The sequence below is a fragment of the Mesorhizobium cantuariense genome, from assembly GCF_042647205.1.
GTDB classification, from domain to species: Bacteria; Pseudomonadota; Alphaproteobacteria; order Rhizobiales; family Rhizobiaceae; genus Mesorhizobium; species Mesorhizobium cantuariense.
The window spans coordinates 355,688-373,788 of sequence record NZ_JBHRVD010000001.1 but is presented as its reverse complement, the minus strand read 5'-3'; the positions used below and the strand labels follow the sequence as shown (position 1 = coordinate 373,788).

Annotated in this window: 16 protein-coding genes and 2 pseudogenes; 8 read left to right on the top strand and 10 right to left on the bottom strand. The window is 60.6% G+C overall.

Going from position 1 to position 18,101, the window contains the following annotated elements; all coding sequences use genetic code 11:
• Window positions 1-5 precede the first annotated feature (5 nt).
• The 5 genes from tnpC (at window position 6) to ACFOJ9_RS01710 (ending at window position 5,498) form a co-directional block, all read left to right on the top strand.
• Window positions 6-1,706 carry an IS66 family transposase gene (tnpC, locus tag ACFOJ9_RS01725; RefSeq protein WP_378976658.1) on the top strand — a complete coding sequence of 567 codons (1,701 nt, stop codon included), beginning with the start codon at window positions 6-8 and terminating at the stop codon, window positions 1,704-1,706.
• 316 nt (window positions 1,707-2,022) lie between these two features.
• Window positions 2,023-2,625, top strand: a complete 603-nt coding sequence (locus ACFOJ9_RS38800) for a maturase (protein WP_449288642.1) — start codon at window positions 2,023-2,025, stop codon at window positions 2,623-2,625.
• A complete protein-coding gene (locus ACFOJ9_RS38795; protein ID WP_449288653.1) occupies window positions 2,586-3,497 on the top strand; it encodes a reverse transcriptase domain-containing protein in 912 nt (303 codons plus the stop codon). The genes ACFOJ9_RS38800 and ACFOJ9_RS38795 overlap by 40 nt, the downstream gene beginning before the upstream one ends.
• Before the next feature lie 16 nt (window positions 3,498-3,513).
• Window positions 3,514-4,569, top strand: a complete 1,056-nt coding sequence (locus ACFOJ9_RS01715) for an IS110 family transposase (RefSeq protein ID WP_378976656.1) — start codon at window positions 3,514-3,516, stop codon at window positions 4,567-4,569.
• Window positions 4,570-4,850: 281 nt separating this feature from the next.
• On the top strand, window positions 4,851-5,498 hold the full coding sequence (locus tag ACFOJ9_RS01710; protein ID WP_378976654.1) for a UPF0149 family protein: 648 nt from the start codon (window positions 4,851-4,853) through the stop codon (window positions 5,496-5,498).
• 30 nt (window positions 5,499-5,528) lie between these two features.
• Here ACFOJ9_RS01710 and ACFOJ9_RS01705 read toward each other — a convergent pair whose 3' ends face one another.
• From ACFOJ9_RS01705 to ACFOJ9_RS01695, 3 genes are all read right to left on the bottom strand, one after another.
• Window positions 5,529-5,870, bottom strand: coding sequence for a hypothetical protein (locus tag ACFOJ9_RS01705; protein WP_378976652.1), 342 nt, complete (start codon window positions 5,868-5,870; stop codon window positions 5,529-5,531).
• A gap of 49 nt (window positions 5,871-5,919) precedes the next feature.
• Window positions 5,920-6,405, bottom strand: a complete 486-nt coding sequence (locus tag ACFOJ9_RS01700) for a M28 family peptidase (RefSeq protein ID WP_378976650.1) — start codon at window positions 6,403-6,405, stop codon at window positions 5,920-5,922.
• A gap of 369 nt (window positions 6,406-6,774) precedes the next feature.
• Complete coding sequence (locus ACFOJ9_RS01695) at window positions 6,775-7,911, bottom strand: M20/M25/M40 family metallo-hydrolase (protein WP_378976648.1); 1,137 nt, start codon at window positions 7,909-7,911, stop codon at window positions 6,775-6,777.
• A gap of 23 nt (window positions 7,912-7,934) precedes the next feature.
• Here ACFOJ9_RS01695 and ACFOJ9_RS01690 point away from each other — a divergent pair, with 23 nt between their 5' ends.
• On the top strand, window positions 7,935-9,026 hold the full coding sequence (locus ACFOJ9_RS01690) for an IS5 family transposase (RefSeq protein ID WP_378976646.1): 1,092 nt from the start codon (window positions 7,935-7,937) through the stop codon (window positions 9,024-9,026).
• Window positions 9,023-9,367 (top strand): hypothetical protein, encoded by a 345-nt coding sequence (locus tag ACFOJ9_RS01685; protein ID WP_378976644.1) that lies wholly within the window; start codon window positions 9,023-9,025, stop codon window positions 9,365-9,367. Before ACFOJ9_RS01690 ends, ACFOJ9_RS01685 begins: the two co-directional genes overlap by 4 nt.
• Window positions 9,368-9,730: 363 nt before the next feature.
• On the opposite strand, the gene ACFOJ9_RS01680 is transcribed toward ACFOJ9_RS01685, so the two are convergent.
• The 7 genes and pseudogenes from ACFOJ9_RS01680 to ACFOJ9_RS38790 form a co-directional block, all read right to left on the bottom strand.
• Complete coding sequence (locus ACFOJ9_RS01680) at window positions 9,731-11,161, bottom strand: amidase (RefSeq protein WP_378976642.1); 1,431 nt, start codon at window positions 11,159-11,161, stop codon at window positions 9,731-9,733.
• Window positions 11,162-11,240: 79 nt separating this feature from the next.
• On the bottom strand, window positions 11,241-12,284 hold the full coding sequence (locus tag ACFOJ9_RS01675; protein WP_378987499.1) for an ABC transporter ATP-binding protein: 1,044 nt from the start codon (window positions 12,282-12,284) through the stop codon (window positions 11,241-11,243).
• Window positions 12,277-13,284, bottom strand: a complete 1,008-nt coding sequence (locus tag ACFOJ9_RS01670; protein WP_378987496.1) for an ABC transporter ATP-binding protein — start codon at window positions 13,282-13,284, stop codon at window positions 12,277-12,279. The genes ACFOJ9_RS01675 and ACFOJ9_RS01670 overlap by 8 nt, the downstream gene beginning before the upstream one ends.
• Window positions 13,281-14,213 (bottom strand): ABC transporter permease, encoded by a 933-nt coding sequence (locus tag ACFOJ9_RS01665; RefSeq protein WP_378976640.1) that lies wholly within the window; start codon window positions 14,211-14,213, stop codon window positions 13,281-13,283. The genes ACFOJ9_RS01670 and ACFOJ9_RS01665 overlap by 4 nt, the downstream gene beginning before the upstream one ends.
• Window positions 14,210-15,214 (bottom strand): ABC transporter permease, encoded by a 1,005-nt coding sequence (locus ACFOJ9_RS01660; RefSeq protein ID WP_378976638.1) that lies wholly within the window; start codon window positions 15,212-15,214, stop codon window positions 14,210-14,212. The genes ACFOJ9_RS01665 and ACFOJ9_RS01660 overlap by 4 nt, the downstream gene beginning before the upstream one ends.
• 1 nt (window position 15,215) lies before the next feature.
• Window positions 15,216-16,886: an ABC transporter substrate-binding protein gene (locus ACFOJ9_RS01655; protein WP_378976636.1), complete on the bottom strand. Its 1,671-nt coding sequence runs from the start codon at window positions 16,884-16,886 to the stop codon at window positions 15,216-15,218.
• A gap of 561 nt (window positions 16,887-17,447) precedes the next feature.
• Window positions 17,448-17,591, bottom strand: a pseudogene (locus ACFOJ9_RS38790) (IS110 family transposase); the annotation flags it as partial.
• Window positions 17,592-17,772: 181 nt separating this feature from the next.
• Between ACFOJ9_RS38790 and ACFOJ9_RS01650 the strand changes: the two are divergent.
• Window positions 17,773-18,013: pseudogene (locus ACFOJ9_RS01650) on the top strand (transposase); the annotation flags it as partial.
• Window positions 18,014-18,101: the final 88 nt, after the last annotated feature.

Genomic DNA, 18,101 nt, shown 5'->3' with positions numbered 1-18,101 from the left:
TTTGGGTGTCGGAACAGACCCCCTCAATCGCTGATTTCCTCGCCCGGATCGCCCTTCTGGAGGCGGCCGTTTCTGCCCGTGACATCACCATCGCTGAGCGGGATGAGCAACTGCGAAGGGAGCGCGCCGAGGCCGCACTTCGCATCCAGCGCCTGCAGCTGCAGATCGCTCGCTTCAATCGCAAGGCCTTCGGCCGCTCGTCCGAGAAGCTGGGCCAGATGCTGCTCGAACTCGAAGATCTCGAGACAGATTTCGCCGTCGGCCTGCCCGATATCGAGCTGCCCATCGTCGCCGACACCGACAAGGTCCGGGTGTTGCCGGTGCGCAAGCTCAACCCCAACCTGCCGCGAAAGAGGATCGTTCGCGAACCCTCTTGCGCATGCTGCCCGGGCTGCGGCGGCGATCTGCGCGCCATGGGCGAAGATAGCGAGGAGATGCTCGATCTGGTCGCCCAGGCCTGGCAGGCGATGGAGACCATTCGACCCAAGTACAGCTGCCGGACCTGCGATAAAATCATCCAGGCGCCGGCACCAGCCAAGGCCATTGCACGCGGCAAGCTCAGCTATGCCGCGCTCGCCCATATCATGATGGCCAAGTGGGGTTATCATCTACCCTTCTACCGTCAGGCACAGATGATGGCCGCCAAGGGCGTCGATATCGAGCGATCCACCCTTGCGCGCAGCGCCGGCTACGCCGCCGCCTTGCTCGATCCGATCTACAATCGCATCCGCGAGATCGGCCGTACCCGCACCAAGATACACACCGACGACACGCGGCTTCCGATCCTGGCGCCCGGCACCGGCAAGACGCACAAAGGCGCGCTCTGGGTTTACGTCGCCGACGACCGCAACTCGGGTTCGCAGGAGCCGCCGATCGCCTGGTATCGCGCCACCATGGGACGCGTTGGCGAGAGCGTGATGACCGAGCTCGCCGGATTTGCCGGCACGCTCCAGGCCGACGGTTTCAGCGGCTATAACCAGATCTACAAGGGCGGCGCCATTCGAGAAGCTGCCTGCCTGGCCCATCTGCGTCGCAAGATATTCGACGTTCACGACAGCCAGCCGACCGAACTCAGCACGACGGCGATGGCCGGTATCCAGGCGATCTACCGGATCGAGGAAGAGATACGGGGGCTCCCGCCCGCCGAGCGATTGGCCGCACGACGAAGGCGGACCCGACCACTGGTCCGGGCGCTGCGACGACAGCTCATGCGCCAGGGCAACGGCTTGTCGCATCATGCCGATATCGCCAAGGCCTTCGCCTATGGCGCCAGGCGATGGCGTGCCTTCAATCGCTTCCTCCACGATGGCCAGATCGAGCCTGACAACCTGATCGCGGAGCGGGCCATTCGTGGATTTACGGTCGGCAGGCGCAATTGGCTTTTCTCGGGCAGCTTCGCCGGGGCAGAGCGGTCCGCGGTCGTGCTCAGCATCATCGAGACCTGCAAGCTGTGCGGCGTCGATGCGGAAGCCTACATGGCCGATGTCACCGAGCGCATCCAGAACGACTGGCCAGCCTCGCGCTGGGACGAGCTGATGCCGTGTTGGGGTGGACGGCTCCCAACGGCATCGCAATGTGCCAGAATGAGTTCGTTGAAAGCTCAATCGAGGGAGACCGTCCGTGGAAGAGATTATCAGAATTGGCATGGATACGTCAGTGCGCCGGGAGACTGGCAAGGAGTAGGAGGTGAAAGTCCACCACGATGAAGGGCTAGCAACCCATATCGGCCCCAAGCCGTGCGCAGGCAACCGTGAGGATGTCGGCGAAGCGTCGGTTGGGGAGCGTGCAGGCCAGCCATTGAGCCGCGAAAGTCCAAAATCCCGGGTGCCGACGGCGTTGACGTTCCGGAAGGCAATACGATTTGAGCGCGTTACGCGAGCGCTCAGCCGACCCGGCGTGGTCTGAGACCCTGGCATGCACGGAAGCTCCTTGTACGGGAACCGGGAGATCTCTGGATTGGCCACCCAACCCGTCCTGCGGGTGGATGGTCCGCAGTGGGAAGGCGAGGAGTCGTAGCCGCTGATGAACGATCCAGAGAAGTCTGACTTCGGCATAGTAGCTGTGAAGCCGACGAACAAAGCCGGGCGACCGGTGGCGGAGTTGGTGGAGCGAAGGCCGGGGACCAAGGGGAACGCGGAACAGCAACGCATGCACCGGACACAGGGCCGGGATCGCATGTCCCAGTCGCTGGATCGCGTACGGAAAGCCGCAAGGCTGAGGAAGAAGGACAGGTTCACCGCGCTCTTCCACCATATCACTGTCGACGCACTCCGGACGGCGTTCTACGCGCTCAGGCGCAAGGCCGCCCCCGGGGTGGATGGCATGACATGGCAGGACTACGAGGCAGAGCTTGAGCCCCGGCTCATCGATCTGCACGCCCGGGTCCAACGGGGAGCGTACCGCCCGCAACCGTCACGCCGGACGTTTATACCGAAGGCAGATGGGAAGCAGCGGCCGCTGGCAATCGCAGCTCTGGAAGACAAGATTGTCCAAGGGGCGACCGTCATGGTGCTCAACGCCATCTATGGGGCGACTTCTGCGGCTTCTCCTACGGGTTTCGACCGGGGAGAGGGCCGCACGATGCGCTGGATGCGCTGTGCGTCGCGATCGACCATCGGAAAGTGAGCTGGATAATTGACGCCGACATCCAAAACTTTTTCGGGGCGGTCAGTCAGAAATGGCTGGTTCGCTTCCTGGAGCATCGGGTCGGCGATAAGCGCATCATCCGCCTGATCCAGAAATGGTTGAAGGCAGGTATTCTCGAAGACGGGGTCGTGACCGTAGACGACAAGGGGACGGGTCAAGGCTCGGTGATCTCACCGCTCCTCGGCAATATCTACCTGCACTACGTACTCGATCTGTGGGCGAAACGCTGGCGACAGCACGACGCCGCCGGCGACATGGTCATCGTGCGCTATGCCGATGACCTGGTGGTCGGCTTCGAGCGCGAGGACGACGCCCGTCGATTCCTCGATGCGATGCACGCGAGGCTTGAGGAGTTCGAACTGTCGCTCCATCCGGACAAGACCCGCCTGATTGAGTTTGGTCGCTTCGCGGCGGCTAATCGCAAGCGGCGCGGCCTCGGGAAGCCGGAGACCTTTATGTTTCTCGGGTTCACGTTCATCTGCGGCAAATCGCGCAGCGGGCGCTTCCAGCTTCAACGGAAGACCCGCGGCGACCGCATGCGGACGAAGCTCAGGAACATAAAGGAGGAGCTGTGGCGTCGGCTGCACTGGCCCATACCCGAACAGGGGAAATGGCTAAGGCAGATCGTGAGCGGGCATTTCGCCTACTTCGCGGTGCCGACAAACGCGCGCGCTTTAGCCGCGTTTCGGCACCATGTGGAAGAACTCTGGAGGCGCACGCTTCGGCGGCGTAGCCAGAAGGACGGATTCACATGGGGCCGGACCACAAAAGTGACAGAACACTGGCTCCCGAAGCCACGCATCCTTCATCCATGGCCCGACGTGCGCTTCGCCGTCACACACCCAAGGTAGGAGCCCGGTGCCTTAATTGGGCTCGCCGGGATCTGAGCGGGGGGCGCCCGGTAACGGGCGTCCCTACCGCGAAAAGAGCGTTTTCCAATTGCATGGCGTGAACGCAGGCGAGCAACCAGTCCTTCGCAAGAAGCTTTCGCGTAGGGAGATGGTGAAATTCTTCGAGAAAACGCCGCCGACTACTATCGCACTCGAAGCCTGTGGAGGCTCTCATCATTGGGCGAGGCTGTTAAGTTCGTTCGGTCATGAGGTGAAATTGATAGCGCCTCAGTTGGCGAAACCTTATGTGAAACGCGGCAAGAACGACGCGGCGGACGCGGAAGCTTTGTGTGAGGCGATGAGCCGACCGACGATGCGCTTCGTGCCGGTGAAGACCGCGGACCAGCAGGCGGCGTTAATGCTGGTCGGTGTGCGAGAGAGACTCATTCGCAATCGAACGCAGCTCGCCAATGCCATACGCGGGTTTGCCATGGAGTTCGGCATCGTCGCGGCCAAGGGCATGTGCCGCATCGAACCGTTGCTGGAGCGGATTGCGGCGGATCAATCCCTGCCTGAATTGGCCCGCGAGCTTTTTGCCATGCATGGCGTTGAGTATCGCGACTTGCTTACCGAAACGAAAGCCGTCGAGGAAAAACTGACCGCGTTGCATCGCTCCGATGAATGCAGCAGGCGCCTGGCCGAAATTCCGGGTGTCGGGCCGGTCGGCGCATCGCTTTTGATGATGAAGACCCCAGATCCCCGAACGTTCAAGTCGGGTCGCGATTTTGCCGCTTGGATAGGACTCACGCCCAAAGACCATTCGACCGCAGGCAAGGTCAGACTGGGGGTGATCACACGTGCTGGCGACGAAATGCTGAGGAGCATATTGGTGGTTGGCGCGACTGCTCTTCTTCAGCACGTCAGAGCAGGTCGAAGCAGGCATGCTTCCCGATGGCTCACCGAACTACTGCAACGGAAGAAACCAAAGCTGGTTGCGGTGGCGCTCGCCAACAAGATCGCCCGTGTCGCCTGGAAGCTCATGGTGAGCGGCGAGGCGTATCGGCGGACAGAGGAGCAAACGCAAGCAACATAGGAATTGGCCATCACGGTGAGCAGAATAGAATGCTACCGTGTTGAGCTGATGCTGTGAACTTGCAAGAGAAAAGCAGATGGTGGATCGATCGATCCAAGACGCGTGATACTCCGTCAGTTCCATTGGCCTTTCAAGGTCGTTGCCGTGTTAGGAACATGCGTTGCGGAAACCATCTTGGCCAGTGGTCATGTGCGACCACACACAAAGGCCGCACATATGGAAGCAAGCGATCCGATCAAAAATATCTGTAAAAAACACTTGCAAGTGGGAGCCGTCCACATATGGAATTGGGTGCGCCGCGAAGAGATGCCGCTCTCCTTGGCGGCATGAGCGCGATCGATGACATGGCGCTGTCGGACGAGGCGCTCGAGGCCTGGATGGCCACCAAGACCGCCCCCCGTCCGTTGGTGCGGACCATGTCGGCGCTGGATGGCTTCGTAACGGCGGCGGTCACCGGACCCCGGTTAGCGGACCCGCAAGACTGGATGTGCCCGCTCATGGGGTTGCCGCGCGACGTCCTGGCCAAAGGCTCTGCAACCGATCATGCCGTGTTTGCCAGCCTCGCCAGGATCCACAACCGGCTCAACGAGACGCTGTTCGACAGACCGCAGGATTATGCGCCCCGATTCGCCACCAAGCCCAGCGGCGGCATCGACCCCCGGCCGTGGTGCCAAGGGTTCTACGCGGCCATGAATCTCAACATCAAACGCTGGAAACGGCTGCTCGACCTCGACAACCCCAACCACGGCCTGCTGCTGCCAATCCTGATCTACTGCGTCGACAAAAAGGGCAGGCCCGTCCTCGGAAAGCCCCGACCGGGGCCCGAGACCGCGCATTTCATCGAACACGAGGCCTACAAAGACATCGCCCTCGTCATCCCCGCCCTCCGCGAACTCCACCACGTCACCCGTTATGACGATCCGGAGTGATCGCCGGCGGCGCGCCGACCAACGGCTGAACTACATAGATGCACCACCAGACGATCTCGGGAAAGGTGCCTGGGCGCACCGCTTACTTTTATTCGCGGTCTCTTCAACCAAGTCCCTTAGCACCGCATCGAGGCGCTCAAGCACCGGCATCTCTGAATCTCGGAACTGGAACAGCATCTCTGCTCTGCCCGGAATTATGCTGAGCGCGCCCGGCTCTAGGGTAATGCGGCCCGTGGTCCAGACGGAACGCGGACCGGCCACATCCGGAAAGCGCTCGGCAATGGCCATGGCCAGCGTAGCTGCAGCGACGCCGGCGTCTTTTCGGATAGCTATGCGCGTCGTGCCGGCGTGATTTTGAACGCCGTGAAACACGATTGAGTACTGCCATATCCCGACGATACTGGTAACGACACCGATCCGCTTACTCGAGGCTTCCAGCGCGTCGCCTTGCTCTATGTGTGCTTTCTAGGTAACCTAGGTGGCGTTCCGGCTCCACCAGCGATCGGGGAATGCCGGCTAGACCGGCCGCACGGAGCGCGTCCCTCAGCGCCAGCCCGTGGTCGACATTCACCGCACGGTCCATCTCCGCCTCATCGATATCACCGACGAATGAACGACTCCCGAGCATCGACACGTAGTGACCTTCTTCATCCGCCCAGGCGACCGGGGCAATGGCAAAACCGGCGCAGTCCGGCGTTTCCGCAAAGATGCGGGCAATCTCGAGCCCGTAGATTACGCCGAGCGCTCCGTCCAGCCATCCGGCATAATTCTGAGATTCTGCGTGCGATCCGATCAACAGCGATCGCCGCTCTGAACGCGGCATGCCGAACACATTACCGACCCCGTCGATATGCGCCTGAAGGCCTACGGCTTCGTATTGCTGCGCAAGCCAGCGGCGACCGCCCATGTCCTCCTTAGTATAAGTGGGGCGGTGGACCCCTGTCCTATATGCGCCAAATTGCGCGAAACGTCTGAGCTCCGAGAGCAAGCGCCTAGCGTTGACCTTTGGCATCCGCTGTACCATCCCGTTAGTTGAAACTACCGCCGGCTCTCGGACCTGATTAATTCGCCATCTGACCTCTGGCGAACCACTTGACCGAGATCGCGTTCAGGAATTTGCAACAGGCCAAGCTCGTACAATAACGCAGCGCCTGTCCGAATCCCGCTGTAAAAGCAGCTGAGTTCTAGATTTTCATTCGGCGCGTGATTTGCCTCGTCATGGTTGGCGTATGGAGTTTCGAAATGAGGAATGCCGAGGATCTTGCTGAAGACGTAACTAGGAAGGCTGCCGAAGCCGGCGGGGACCAGCAGAGGTTCCTCGCCTTGCGCCGCCACGAAAGCACGGCGCGGTGAAGCAGGAAGCGATAGGTGTTTTTGACGGGCACATGCTCTCTAGCGCAATGAACTCCACATCGGGCGCGAATTTCTCCACATGGGCGGCTATCTTGCGAAGGATGTCTTGAGGGTCCTGCGCTTCCACGAGCCGTACGTCACATTTCACGAAAGCTTCGCTGGGCAGGACGGTCTTGCTACCAGGTCCGCCATAGCCGCCATGGAATCCATTGATCGTTAGAGTCGGCTGGAAGCAGAGACGCTCGTAGAACGGCCTTTCGTCCGGTGCATCAAATCCCGAAATATCCAGGCTCCGCATGACAGCCTCGAGATCGAGCGGTAGGCGCTCGACCGCAGCAAGTTCCTCGCGTGATGGTGGTTCGATGTCCTCGTGGAAACCATCAATGGAGATTTCACCGTCGGCATTCTTCAGGGTGCCGAGAAGGTGCACCAACGTCCAGATCGGATTGGGCACAACACCACCGAAGTTACCCGAGTGCAGATCGCGACAGGCATGGCGACAACGCAGCTCAAACGAGACAACGCCGCGCGAGCCAAACTTGATCACAGGTGCACCGCTCGCATGACGAGGACCATCGGCCGTGACGGCAAGATCAGCTTTGAGGGCATCCGTGTTGGCGCGCACGAAATCGGCAATGTGCGGACTGCCGATCTCCTCTTCGCCTTCCAACAACAAGATAACGTTGCACGGTAACGAGCCATGCGTCGTTAGATGAGATTCAATTGCCAGGATCTGTGCGAAATGCTGGCCCTTGTTGTCGCCTACACCACGGGCAAAAATCCGACCGTCGCGCAGTGTTGGTTCAAACGGTGGCGTGAGCCATTTGTCTATCGGGTCAGGCGGCTGGACGTCATAGTGCCCGTAGAGCAGTACCGTGACCTTACCCGGTGCCTTTTCCCACCGCGCCACAACCATGGGATGCCCGGCCGTCGACACGAGGCTAGTTTCAAGCCCGATATTACGAAGCATTTCGACGAGAAAGGCGCCCACTTCGTCGATACCTAGCAGGCTGTTGAAAAAGGCTCTCGCGGCCGGATTGGGATCGTGATTCACTGTCACCGAAGGAACTCGGAGACTGAATCGTGCGCGGTGGCGACAATCGAACTGGCGAACTGTTCAGCTATGTGGACCTCGAGGCGCGGGTTCGGCGGGATCATCCGCTTCGGACGATCCGTGCGATCGTGAACGAGGCACTGTCGGCGCTGGAGCGAGAATTCGCGGCGCTGTATTCGCCGATCGGGCGACCATCGATCCCGCCGGAGAAGTTGCTTCGGGCTATGCTGCTACAGGCGTTCTATTCGATCCGTTCGGAGCGTCTGCTGATGGAGCGGCTGGAATACGATCTTCTATTCCGCTGGTTCGTCGGCATCGGTGTTGACGACGCGGCGTGGGACTATTCGGTGTTCTCGAAGAACCGCGACCGGCTGCTCGAAGGCGATATCGCGGCGAAGTTTCTGAACGCGGTCTTGGCACGGCCCAAGGTGAAGAAGCTTCTCTCCACGGATCACTTCTCAGTCGATGGCACGCTGATCGAGGCTTGGGCCTCGATCAAGAGCTTCAAGCCGAAAGACGGCCCGGATGAGCCGCCGTCGGGTGGCGGCGGGCGCAATGAGGAGGCGGACTTCCACGGCCAGAAGCGGTCGAACGAGACGCATGCCTCGACGACCGATCCCGATGCGAGGCTCTACCGCAAGGGCAAAGGCAAGGAAGCCAAGCTCAGCTTCATGGGGCATGGGTTGATGGAGAACCGCCATGGTTTGCTGGTCGATGCCTGCCTGACGCCGGCTGACGGGCATGCCGAACGGGTGGCGGCGCTGCACATGATCGAGCCGCATGCCGACCGGCCGCGAGCAATCACGCTCGGTGGCGACAAGGGCTATGATGCGCAGGACTTCATCAACGAACTGCGCTCGATGAAGGTGACCCCGCACGTGGCGCAAAACACGAACGGGCGCCGTTCCTCTATCGATCGCCGCACGACCCGGCACGGCGACTACGCCGTCAGCCAGCGCATCCGCAAACGGATCGAAGAGGCGTTCGGCTGGATAAAGGTCGTCGCAGGTCAGCAGAAGACGAAGTACCGTGGCCGAGATCGCGTCGGATGGGCCTTCATCTTCGCTGCAGCCGCCTACAATCTGGTGCGGTTGCCAAAGCTGCTGGCGGCGCCGACATGACCGCGCCTGCTGGCTGCCAATTGATCGGCCGCTGGCGCATCGTCGAGGCCGATCTGTGGGATCGCGCCTATCTCAACCTCGGCGGACCCGCCACGATCACCATCAGGGCCGACAATAGTGGTGAGATCGCCTTTGGCGCTCTGCAAGCCGGCCTCGATCTGAGCTACAGCCCCTCGACGGTCTGCTTCACGTGGGCCGGCTTCGACGAAATGGACGAAGCCACAGGTGATGGCTCCGCCGAACTGCTCGACGACGGCTCCATCGAGATCGCATTCGCCTATCACAATGGCGATGAGGCCATCCTCAAAGCCAAGCGCGACACTTCTTCAACAGCCTGCTAGATTCTCGGCACTGATGCTTGGATGACGGAGATAATCCATCAGACGCTCAACAGACCCGGCACGGTTCCTTTCGATATGCTCGAAAACGGCCTTCAAGGCATCAGAAGGAAACATCTTTTTTCCTGATATAGTGCTAAGAGCCATTGGTTACTAACCCGACTGCTGCAGCGCGGTAATCTGAAGAATGGGTTCAAGATCCTCCTCAGGCTTACCCTGCGCGTCCCTTCGTGCTTCGGATTAACTGTGGCGAACCCTATCATTAGTTGCGTTAGATCGCTTAATACCGCGTGCATCGGCCTATTCGAAGCCTTTCGATTCCGGAAGATTGCTCGAATTTCAGAGTTGGAACACTGGAGGTAATCGTCAACTGTTCCCCGCTCGCACCTTTGGTCGCCAGTGGCGCCACGGTCTGGCTTCCTCCAGATCGCGTGCGACTCGGACCAGTGTGGCCTCGTCCCCAAAGCGGCCGACGATCTGAATACCGATCGGGAGTCCGCTGGCGCTTTGTGCCAAAGGTAAGGACACCGAAGGTTGTCCGGTGACATTGAATACGCCAGTGTACTGACAGATCGCCGTATCCGCTTCCGCGTATTGCTCTGCAGAGACCGTCGGGTTAGTCGCAGAATAGATGCCGCCATGAGGCACGGCCACGATCGGTATTGTGGGCGTCAGCAGAATGTCGAAGGCATGGATCGCCTCGCCCACGCAGAAGCGCATTTTCCGGAGGGCCTCTTCAATGTTCACCGCTCGGAAGAGAGACAAATCGCGGCTAAATTCATACCGTTTGAGGGTGACTGGCTCCAAGGTGTCCGCGCTGATCGTTCGCCCCATGGCCCGCGCCGCTGCTTCGAGCAACCTCGCGGTCGTCGGGGCGAGATACAATCTGCTGTACTCGACAGGCTCATATGGCGGCTCCATGTCTGTTACCGTGTGCCCCATCTCCTGGAGAAGCGTTGCCGTTGCCTCGACAGCTCGCAGCACTTCCGGATCGAGGTTGAGCGCACCCCAACTCGTTCTCGCGACACCGATCCGCAGACGACCGGTGGCCTGTGAGAGTTCCTCCACATACGGACGGTTCGGCTGGACGATGATAAATGGATCGCCGGGATGGGGACCAGAAAAGACGTCCAGCGCAGCGGCCATGTCGCGTACAGTTCGACACAAAACAAACTCGCGGCTGGAACCGTTCGATGCATCCTGATTGTTTGGGCCGCCGGAGACGCGTCCTCGGGATGGATTCAGTCCAACAAGGCCGCACCAGGCAGCAGGGATGCGAATCGACCCGCCGCCATCACTGCCATGGGCAATTGGAGTAATGCCGGCGGCCACCGCCGCTGCTGTTCCTCCGGAGGAGCCTCCCGCGGAAACTTCCAAATTCCACGGATTGCCGGTGATGCCATTGAGAATGGATTCGGTCATTACCGTAGATCCAAACTCGGGCGTTGTTGTTCTCCCAATGGTGCGAAGGCCAGCGGCCTGGGCGCGGCAAAAAAAATAGCTATCGGTGTTGGGGAGATGGCCTTTGAACAGGCGGCTTCCTTTTTCCTGGAGGCGGCCAGCTTCGGTGGCCCCGATATCCTTGCGAAGGAATGGCACGCCATTGAAGAGCCCTGCGTCGCTGCCGGCAACGGTCTCAGCATCATCATAGAGTTCGATCACAGCGTTGATGTGCGGATTGATCTCGTCGTGTGCCTCTCGGGCTAGCCGCGTCAATTCCAAGGGCGTCACTTCGCCCGCGCGCACGAGAGAGGCCAAAGCGGTGCCATCGTACTCTACGTATTCACTCAGTCTCATTGCAGCACTCCTTGCTTTCACCAGTCTCAGCGGCAGATTGTGGCTTTGAAGTCGGCCTAAGCTTCTGCGCCGTCCATGCTCACAAAGGGGCAAGTCTCAGAAGCTCCGAGCGAGCATTCACTTCGCCAGTCCGCCAGCACGCGGACAGGTGCTGCGGCCCCACTTCAACGGCAGGCGGTTCCTCTTGCCGGCACCGATCGATTGCCATCGGGCAGCGTGGATGAAAACGACACCCGTTCGGTATGCGCGCGGCACTTGGGACCTCGCCTTGCAGGGCCGGCAGCTCTCTACGATCTGCGTTGCTGCCAATCTGCGGGGTGGCGTTGCGCAAGGCGACGGTATACGGATGGCGGGGGTTGAATGTGATGTCGTCGGCGGTGCCGATCTCGACCAATTTTCCAAGATACAAGACGGCAATCCTGTTGGCGATCAGCCAGGCGAGCGGCAGGTCGTGGGTGATGAACAGCAGCGCCATGTTGTGTTTTTCACGCAGGTCAACCAGCACCTGAAGAATCTGTGCTCGTATCGACACATCGAGCATCGACACAGGCTCGTCAGCGACGATGAGCTCCGGTTTCACCGCAAGCGCTCCTGCGATCACGGCGCGCTGGCGCTGCCCGCCAGAAAGTTCATGTGGGAAGCGGGCGAAGAAATCACCGGGAGGATTGAGTCCAGCTGCCGCAAGCGCCTCGCTGACCCGCTCTGTGAGTTGCCCATTGTTCTCGACCAGCCGCAGGGAGCGCAGCGGCTCCGCCACAATATCGAACACCGTGTGTCGCGGGTTGAGCGCCTGATAGGCGTCCTGAAAGATCATCTGCACGCGATTGCGGTAAGGACGTAAGGCCGAGGAGCCTTGAACCGACGTCATGTCGCGGCCCTCGAACAGCAACCTGCCGCCTGTAGGCTGGGCAAGCTTGGTGATGACACGGCCCACTGTTGTCTTGCCGCTTCCCGATTCACCCACGAGGGCGACGATCTCACCGCGTCTGACGTTGAGGTCGATCCCATCCACCGCCCGCACGGCACCGGCAGGCCGGCCCAGGACACGGTCGAACAGCCCACCCTGGACAGGAAAATGGACCTGCAGGCTCTCAAGACGAAGGATATCAACGCTGTCAGGCATGGACTGCAACCTTGTCTTCTTGCGAAGACCGGTGAAGGTGACAGGCGACACGTCCTCGTCCCAACTTATCGAGGCTGGGGACTTCGGTCGTGCAAACCGCCATGGCGGACGGACAACGCGGATGAAAAGCGCACCCCGAAGGTCGGTTCACCAAGTTGGGGGGATCCCCGGGAATGGGCCGGATCATCTTTTTGCCGTTCGCGGGGTTCGGGATCGAGTCGATCAGCAGTCTGGCGTATGGGTGCTTAGGCTGGGCGAATATATCGGCGACCGTGCCGTCTTCGACGATCCGGCCGGCGTACATGATCATCACGCGATCACAGGATTCAGCCACGACAGAAAGGTCGTGGGTGATCAAAATGAGGGCAAGGTTAAGCTGTGATCGCAAGGCACCCAGCAGCTTCAGGATCTGAGCCTGTGTAATGACGTCGAGTGCCGTGGTCGGCTCATCGCCAATGACGATCGAGGGGCGACATGCCAGCGCCATAGCAATCATGACCCTTTGACGCATGCCGCCCGACAATTCGTGGGGATAGGCGGCGCCGCGATCCGCCGGAATGCCGACGCGCTCCAGCAGCTCCCGTGCCCGCGCAGTCGCCTCGCCACGCGACATGCCGAGCTTCAGCATACACGGTTCGGCGATCTGCTTGATGATGCGGTGAACAGGATTAAGCGCATTCATCGCGCCCTGGAAGACTACGGACGTTTCGCTCCAGCGATGTGGCCGCATCGCTGCATCGTCCTCGATCGGCAGTCGGTTGCCGCGATAGCGCACCTCGCCACCGCTGACCCGCGCGTTGGGTGATAGCAGACCGGCGATCGCCATTGCAGTCGTGGTCTTCCCGCTGCCCGATTCTCCGACGAGGCCAACGGCCTCTCCGGCCCGGAGCGCGAAGCTCACGCAGTCGATTGCTCGCGATGAAACGCCCTTGAGCCCATAGTCGACAGAGAGACAGTCGATTTCCAGAAGCGGTGCCTTGTCTTGGGAGGATTTTGTTATGGAATCGCCCTCCGCCGTGGATTGAACGTGTCGTCGAGCGCATTGCCAACCAGGACGAAGCCAAGAGAGACAATAAGCACGCACGCGCCGGGCGCACCAAGGTACCACCAAGCTCCTGAGCTGGCGGCACCAGCACGCTGCGCGAGAGAAAGCAAGGTGCCCCACGATGGCTGCAGCGGGTCACCGAGCCCGAGAAATGAAAGAGCAGTCTCGGTATAGATCGCGCCGGCGACAACCAAAGCACTGTTGGCCGCGATCTGCGGCACGAGGTTCGGCAAGAGATGGCGTACCATGATGTTGAAGTCGCTGGTGCCCACAATCCTGGCGCGCTCAACGAATTGGCGTTCTCGCAGCGACAGCGTCTGGCTTCGAACGATGCGCGCAACAAAAGCCCAGCTCGTCAAGCCGATGACCAGAATGATCACGAACAGGGAAGGACGGAAACCAAGGATATCTCCGCGACGCGCAATTACTTCCAAAATCACAGGCGTGACGACAAGAGCCAGCACGAAGGACGGCATGACAAAAAAGAAATCAGTCAAGCGCATCAGCCAAACATCGACGTTCCCACCGTAGTAGCCCGACGTCATGCCGACCGTTGTCCCGACGATTAGGCTGATTACAGTCGCCAGCAGCGCGATTGTAAGCGATATGCGTGCGCCATGGACGACCAGATTGAGCACGTCCCGCCCTACTTCGTCTGTCCCCAGGAGATGCTGGCTTTGAGGCGGCGCGAGGGAACCGCCGGTTGCGGTGGCTGCAGTCTCAAGTGGCCCGACGAGGGTATTGGGCATCGAAGCCAGCACAAGAAAGAATACGAGACACAACAGGCCGAGCTGAGCCCCAGCACGACCAAGAAGTTGTTGCAGGAAGCCATTGATCGCTCGCGCCCGGATACGCCAAGGAGATTGCACTGTACTTTCGCTCATTGCCGGACTCGTGGATCAAGTATGTTGTAGGCAAGATCGGCGGCAAGGTTTGCGACAACGACCGACGCGCCGAGCAACAGGAATATGCCTTGAAGAACTGGGTAGTCCCGCGCGTTGAGCGCCTCGACCGTCAGGCGGCCGATCCCCGGCCAGGCGAACACGGATTCGACGGTGATGGCACCCGCCACCACGTAGCCGAGATTGAGCGTCACCAAAGTCACGACCGGTAGCATTGCATTGCGGAAAGCATGACGCATCAGCATCTGGCCGCCGGTCAGTCCCTTGGCCCGGGCGGTCACCATGTAATCCTCGGTGACGACGTCGCTCATCGCGGCGCGGGCGACCAGCACATATTGCCCGATCAGGCCCAAAGCTACCGCGGAGACAGGAAGCACGAGATGGCGGGCGCGGTCGACCAGCCAGGCGAGGGGACCGGCGCTCGCGACAGTCGGCGAATATTGGCCGTAACCAGGAAGCCAACCCAGTGCCGTGCTGAAAATTACCACCAAGAGCATGGCAAGCCAGAACGGCGGTGTCGAGTAGAGGGCTAGAGAGGTGCCCGTGGCGACATGGTCGACGACTCCTCCCCGCCGCCAACCGGCGTAGATGCCGAGTATGACCCCGGAAACGATTGCGATGAGCTGGGCTAAGCCGACCAGAGCAATCGTGGCCGGCAGCCGCTCCATGATCAGGTCGGCGACACGCCTGCCCCTGAACTTGAAGCTATAGCCCAAATCGCCCCGGAGTGTTGTCGATAGGTAGTTGAGAACCTGGTCGGGGATCAGCGGCCGGTCAAGGCCCCAGCGCTGGCGCTGCGCCTCGATCTGCTCAGCGGTCACGGCGGTGCGCGCTCCCGCCAGTAGCATGCTGGCGGGGTCGCCCGGAACGATCCTGAACAAGATGAAGTTCAGGATCGCCACCATCAGAAGCGTGATGACGGCCCTGAGGAGAATGCGCTCGATGCGCTGGTTCGCCCGGCGTCCCTGTCCGTTGGTCAGCATCCTAGACCGGCCTTAGCCGATCGAGCGGAAAGTAGCTCTCCATCGACAGCATATCCTCCGTCCCCCAGCCCTCGAAGCAATCCTTGCGACGCGCGTCGAGCTGGAAGGGGTAACACAGCATGATATAGGGTGCTTCGGTGTACAGGAGACGCACCGCCTGATCGACCAACGCTTGGCTCTTCTTGAGGTCCACGGTAACGTCGAGATCCGACAGGAGCTCGTCGAATTTGTCATTTGACCAGTACGACGTGTTGTCGACGCCGATGCGCTTGCTGCGGGCGAAGCGGAGTAGCGAGCCAGGAAAGGCAGACGGCCAGCTGCTGGAAATGAGCAGGTCCCAGCCTCCCCCGCCGTTCGTCGGCGCTGCCGTGCGTGCACCGAGCGCGCCGGACTCGAGCTGGGTCACCGATACGGGAATGCCAATTTGTCCCAACCAGCCGGCGACGAGCTGCACGGCCGCGATCGGAATCTCGACGTTACCGGAGCCGCTCCCGGTGAGCAGCTCCAGCTGGAAGCTGTTGCCCTCCTTGTCCTCTCGGACGCCGTCGCCGTTCGTATCCCGATAGCCGGCGGCATCAAGTCGGCGGCCCGCCTCGGTGAGATCGAAGTGGCGCCTGATGTCGCTCAGCTCTGAATAGTAACCTGCTGCTATCGACATAATCGGCCCCACGCCAGGATCGGCTAGCCCGTGGAAGGCTCTATCGACGATGGCCTTCTGGTCGATTGCGTAGCCAATCGCATCACGAAACGCCGGATCCTGCAGGGCTTTGGTGCCGCCTGCCCCCTCCCCCGACGCGGTATTGAAGGCCAAGTAATTCCGCTGCGGAATGCGCACTTGACCGACCTGGATCGCGGGATCCTTTGAGAGGTCGGCCCATTGGGCATACGTCAGGCTCATACCGTAGTCGAGGCTACCGCTCTTTAGACCTTGGGCGATGGGATCGGGCATACTGAAGAAGCTTAAGATCATACCGGCGGTCCCAGGTTGCCCCGTGCGGAAGTACGGGTTCGGCGTGAGGCGGGCAAACTGACCCTGGTGAAACTCCGTAACTATCATAGGCCCCGTGCCCACTAGCGGAGGGTCGTTGCGGAAGGGACCGAGCGCATCGGCGTAGCTGATGTCCTTCCAGATATGCTCGGGGACGATCACCTTGTAGTTGTCGATCGGCCAGCGGGTGGGCACCTTAGTCACGATTTGCAAAGTCTCGTCGTCGACGGCCGTAATCGAGTCGACGAGTTCGAAGCCGCTTGTGTCGTTCCACCCGGCGTTTAGCTCGTGAGGCGTGCCTATGGAGCCGCGCAGATATTTGAAGGTGAACGCGGCGTCCCTGGCCGTGGCGGGCTGGCCGTCCGACCACTTCATGCCAGGCCAGATCTTGAACGTCCACGTGACGTTGTCGTCGGCAACGGACCACTCCTTCGCAAATCCCTTACGGTCGGGGTGGCGCTGGGCGTCCCAGGCGACCAGAAGGTCATAGACGAAGACCATCGGCCAAAACGAAGACCAGGTGGCGAACGGATTCAACGTGTCGGGGGCGATGATTCCGCCGAGGCGCACCACGTGATCGTCACACGACGACGCAAGCGCTCTTGAGTGCACCACCCACGGCGCTGCCGACGCTACCAGCATTGCCTTCATGACCGCACGGCGGCTGAGTGGCCACTCGTTCATTCTGTCCTCCCTTCAAGCTCTGATTACGCCGCAATTCCAGTGCCGCTAGGCTCGTGATACCAAGCCCGTGGCCTTGGGTAATGACACGGCTGTTCCCTTTTATTTTCTGTGGCTTAGAGTGGCATCGTCGTCTCAGAATTGGCAAACATAGAATCTATATCGCAACAATCTAGAATCCAGATGGTTAGTTGCTCACTTCGGGGCGAGGTCAGACCATTCTGGTGAGCGGTGTGCCGGCCAGGGGCGCTTCGGATGGTGTAGGGGGAGAAGGTTCCAGCGAGCCGTGTGGCGGACAGACGGAGCGGAAGCCGTTGGTCACACCGTGCGGAAGACGACGAAGGACGCAAGCACCGCTGGGCCGCATTGTTAGTGGACGCACGTGGCGATGTGTGACGAAGGTGAACAGATGGGCGCGGATGCTCCGGATGCGCTGCTTGAGCTTCTCGCCGGCCAGCCCCTTTGGCTTCAGGTTCTTGATCGCAGCGACAGGCGCTGGGTCGAGTTGGGACTCGAATTTGACGATGCCGCACGACTTGGTAGCGCCGCGCAACCAGCCGGCGCATCCGTTCGGAAAGGCTCGTTCCGAAACCCCTCCAGTGCCGTTCGGGTCATATCAATACGGCCGGCGCGTCGAAGCTGACCGTCTTGCCAGAAAACCACCTCACCGAAAGTTCGGTGGATATCAATCCCAATCACGCGTCGCATCCTCCTGTCAGATCGAGTGACGGGAGCGGCGGGCGACACGACAACTACGGATCTGCGCTCTCGGCGCAACCGGGCGAGTCGCAGAGGCGGCCAGCTAATAACACGAGCGCGCAGCTCATCGTGTGCATCGGCCTGCCCGCGCTTTCGTGCTCCCGGTGCCTCCGTCCGGATGTTGGCACCAAGAATCCTTATACCGGTTACGAACGCCATTGAGGCATTGAACTCCAAGTTGCGCCGTTCTCAACGCGCGGCCACTTCCCCCAATGACGACGCAGCCATGAAGCTGCTATATCTGCTGCTGAACCAGGCGGCCGAGCAATGGAAACGACCGCCGCGCAAGTCTTCGAGGTTAAGACCAGTTCGCCGTCGTGTTCGGCGAAAGGTTCGTCAGCCAGTACCGGCCTTGCGCACAGAATTCCTGACAGTCCCCCGCCCCTCGCCATCAACTCGCCGATCCTCCTTGCGTCCTGATTTCAACCGCGGCAACAAAACCTTCAACGAAATTTACGA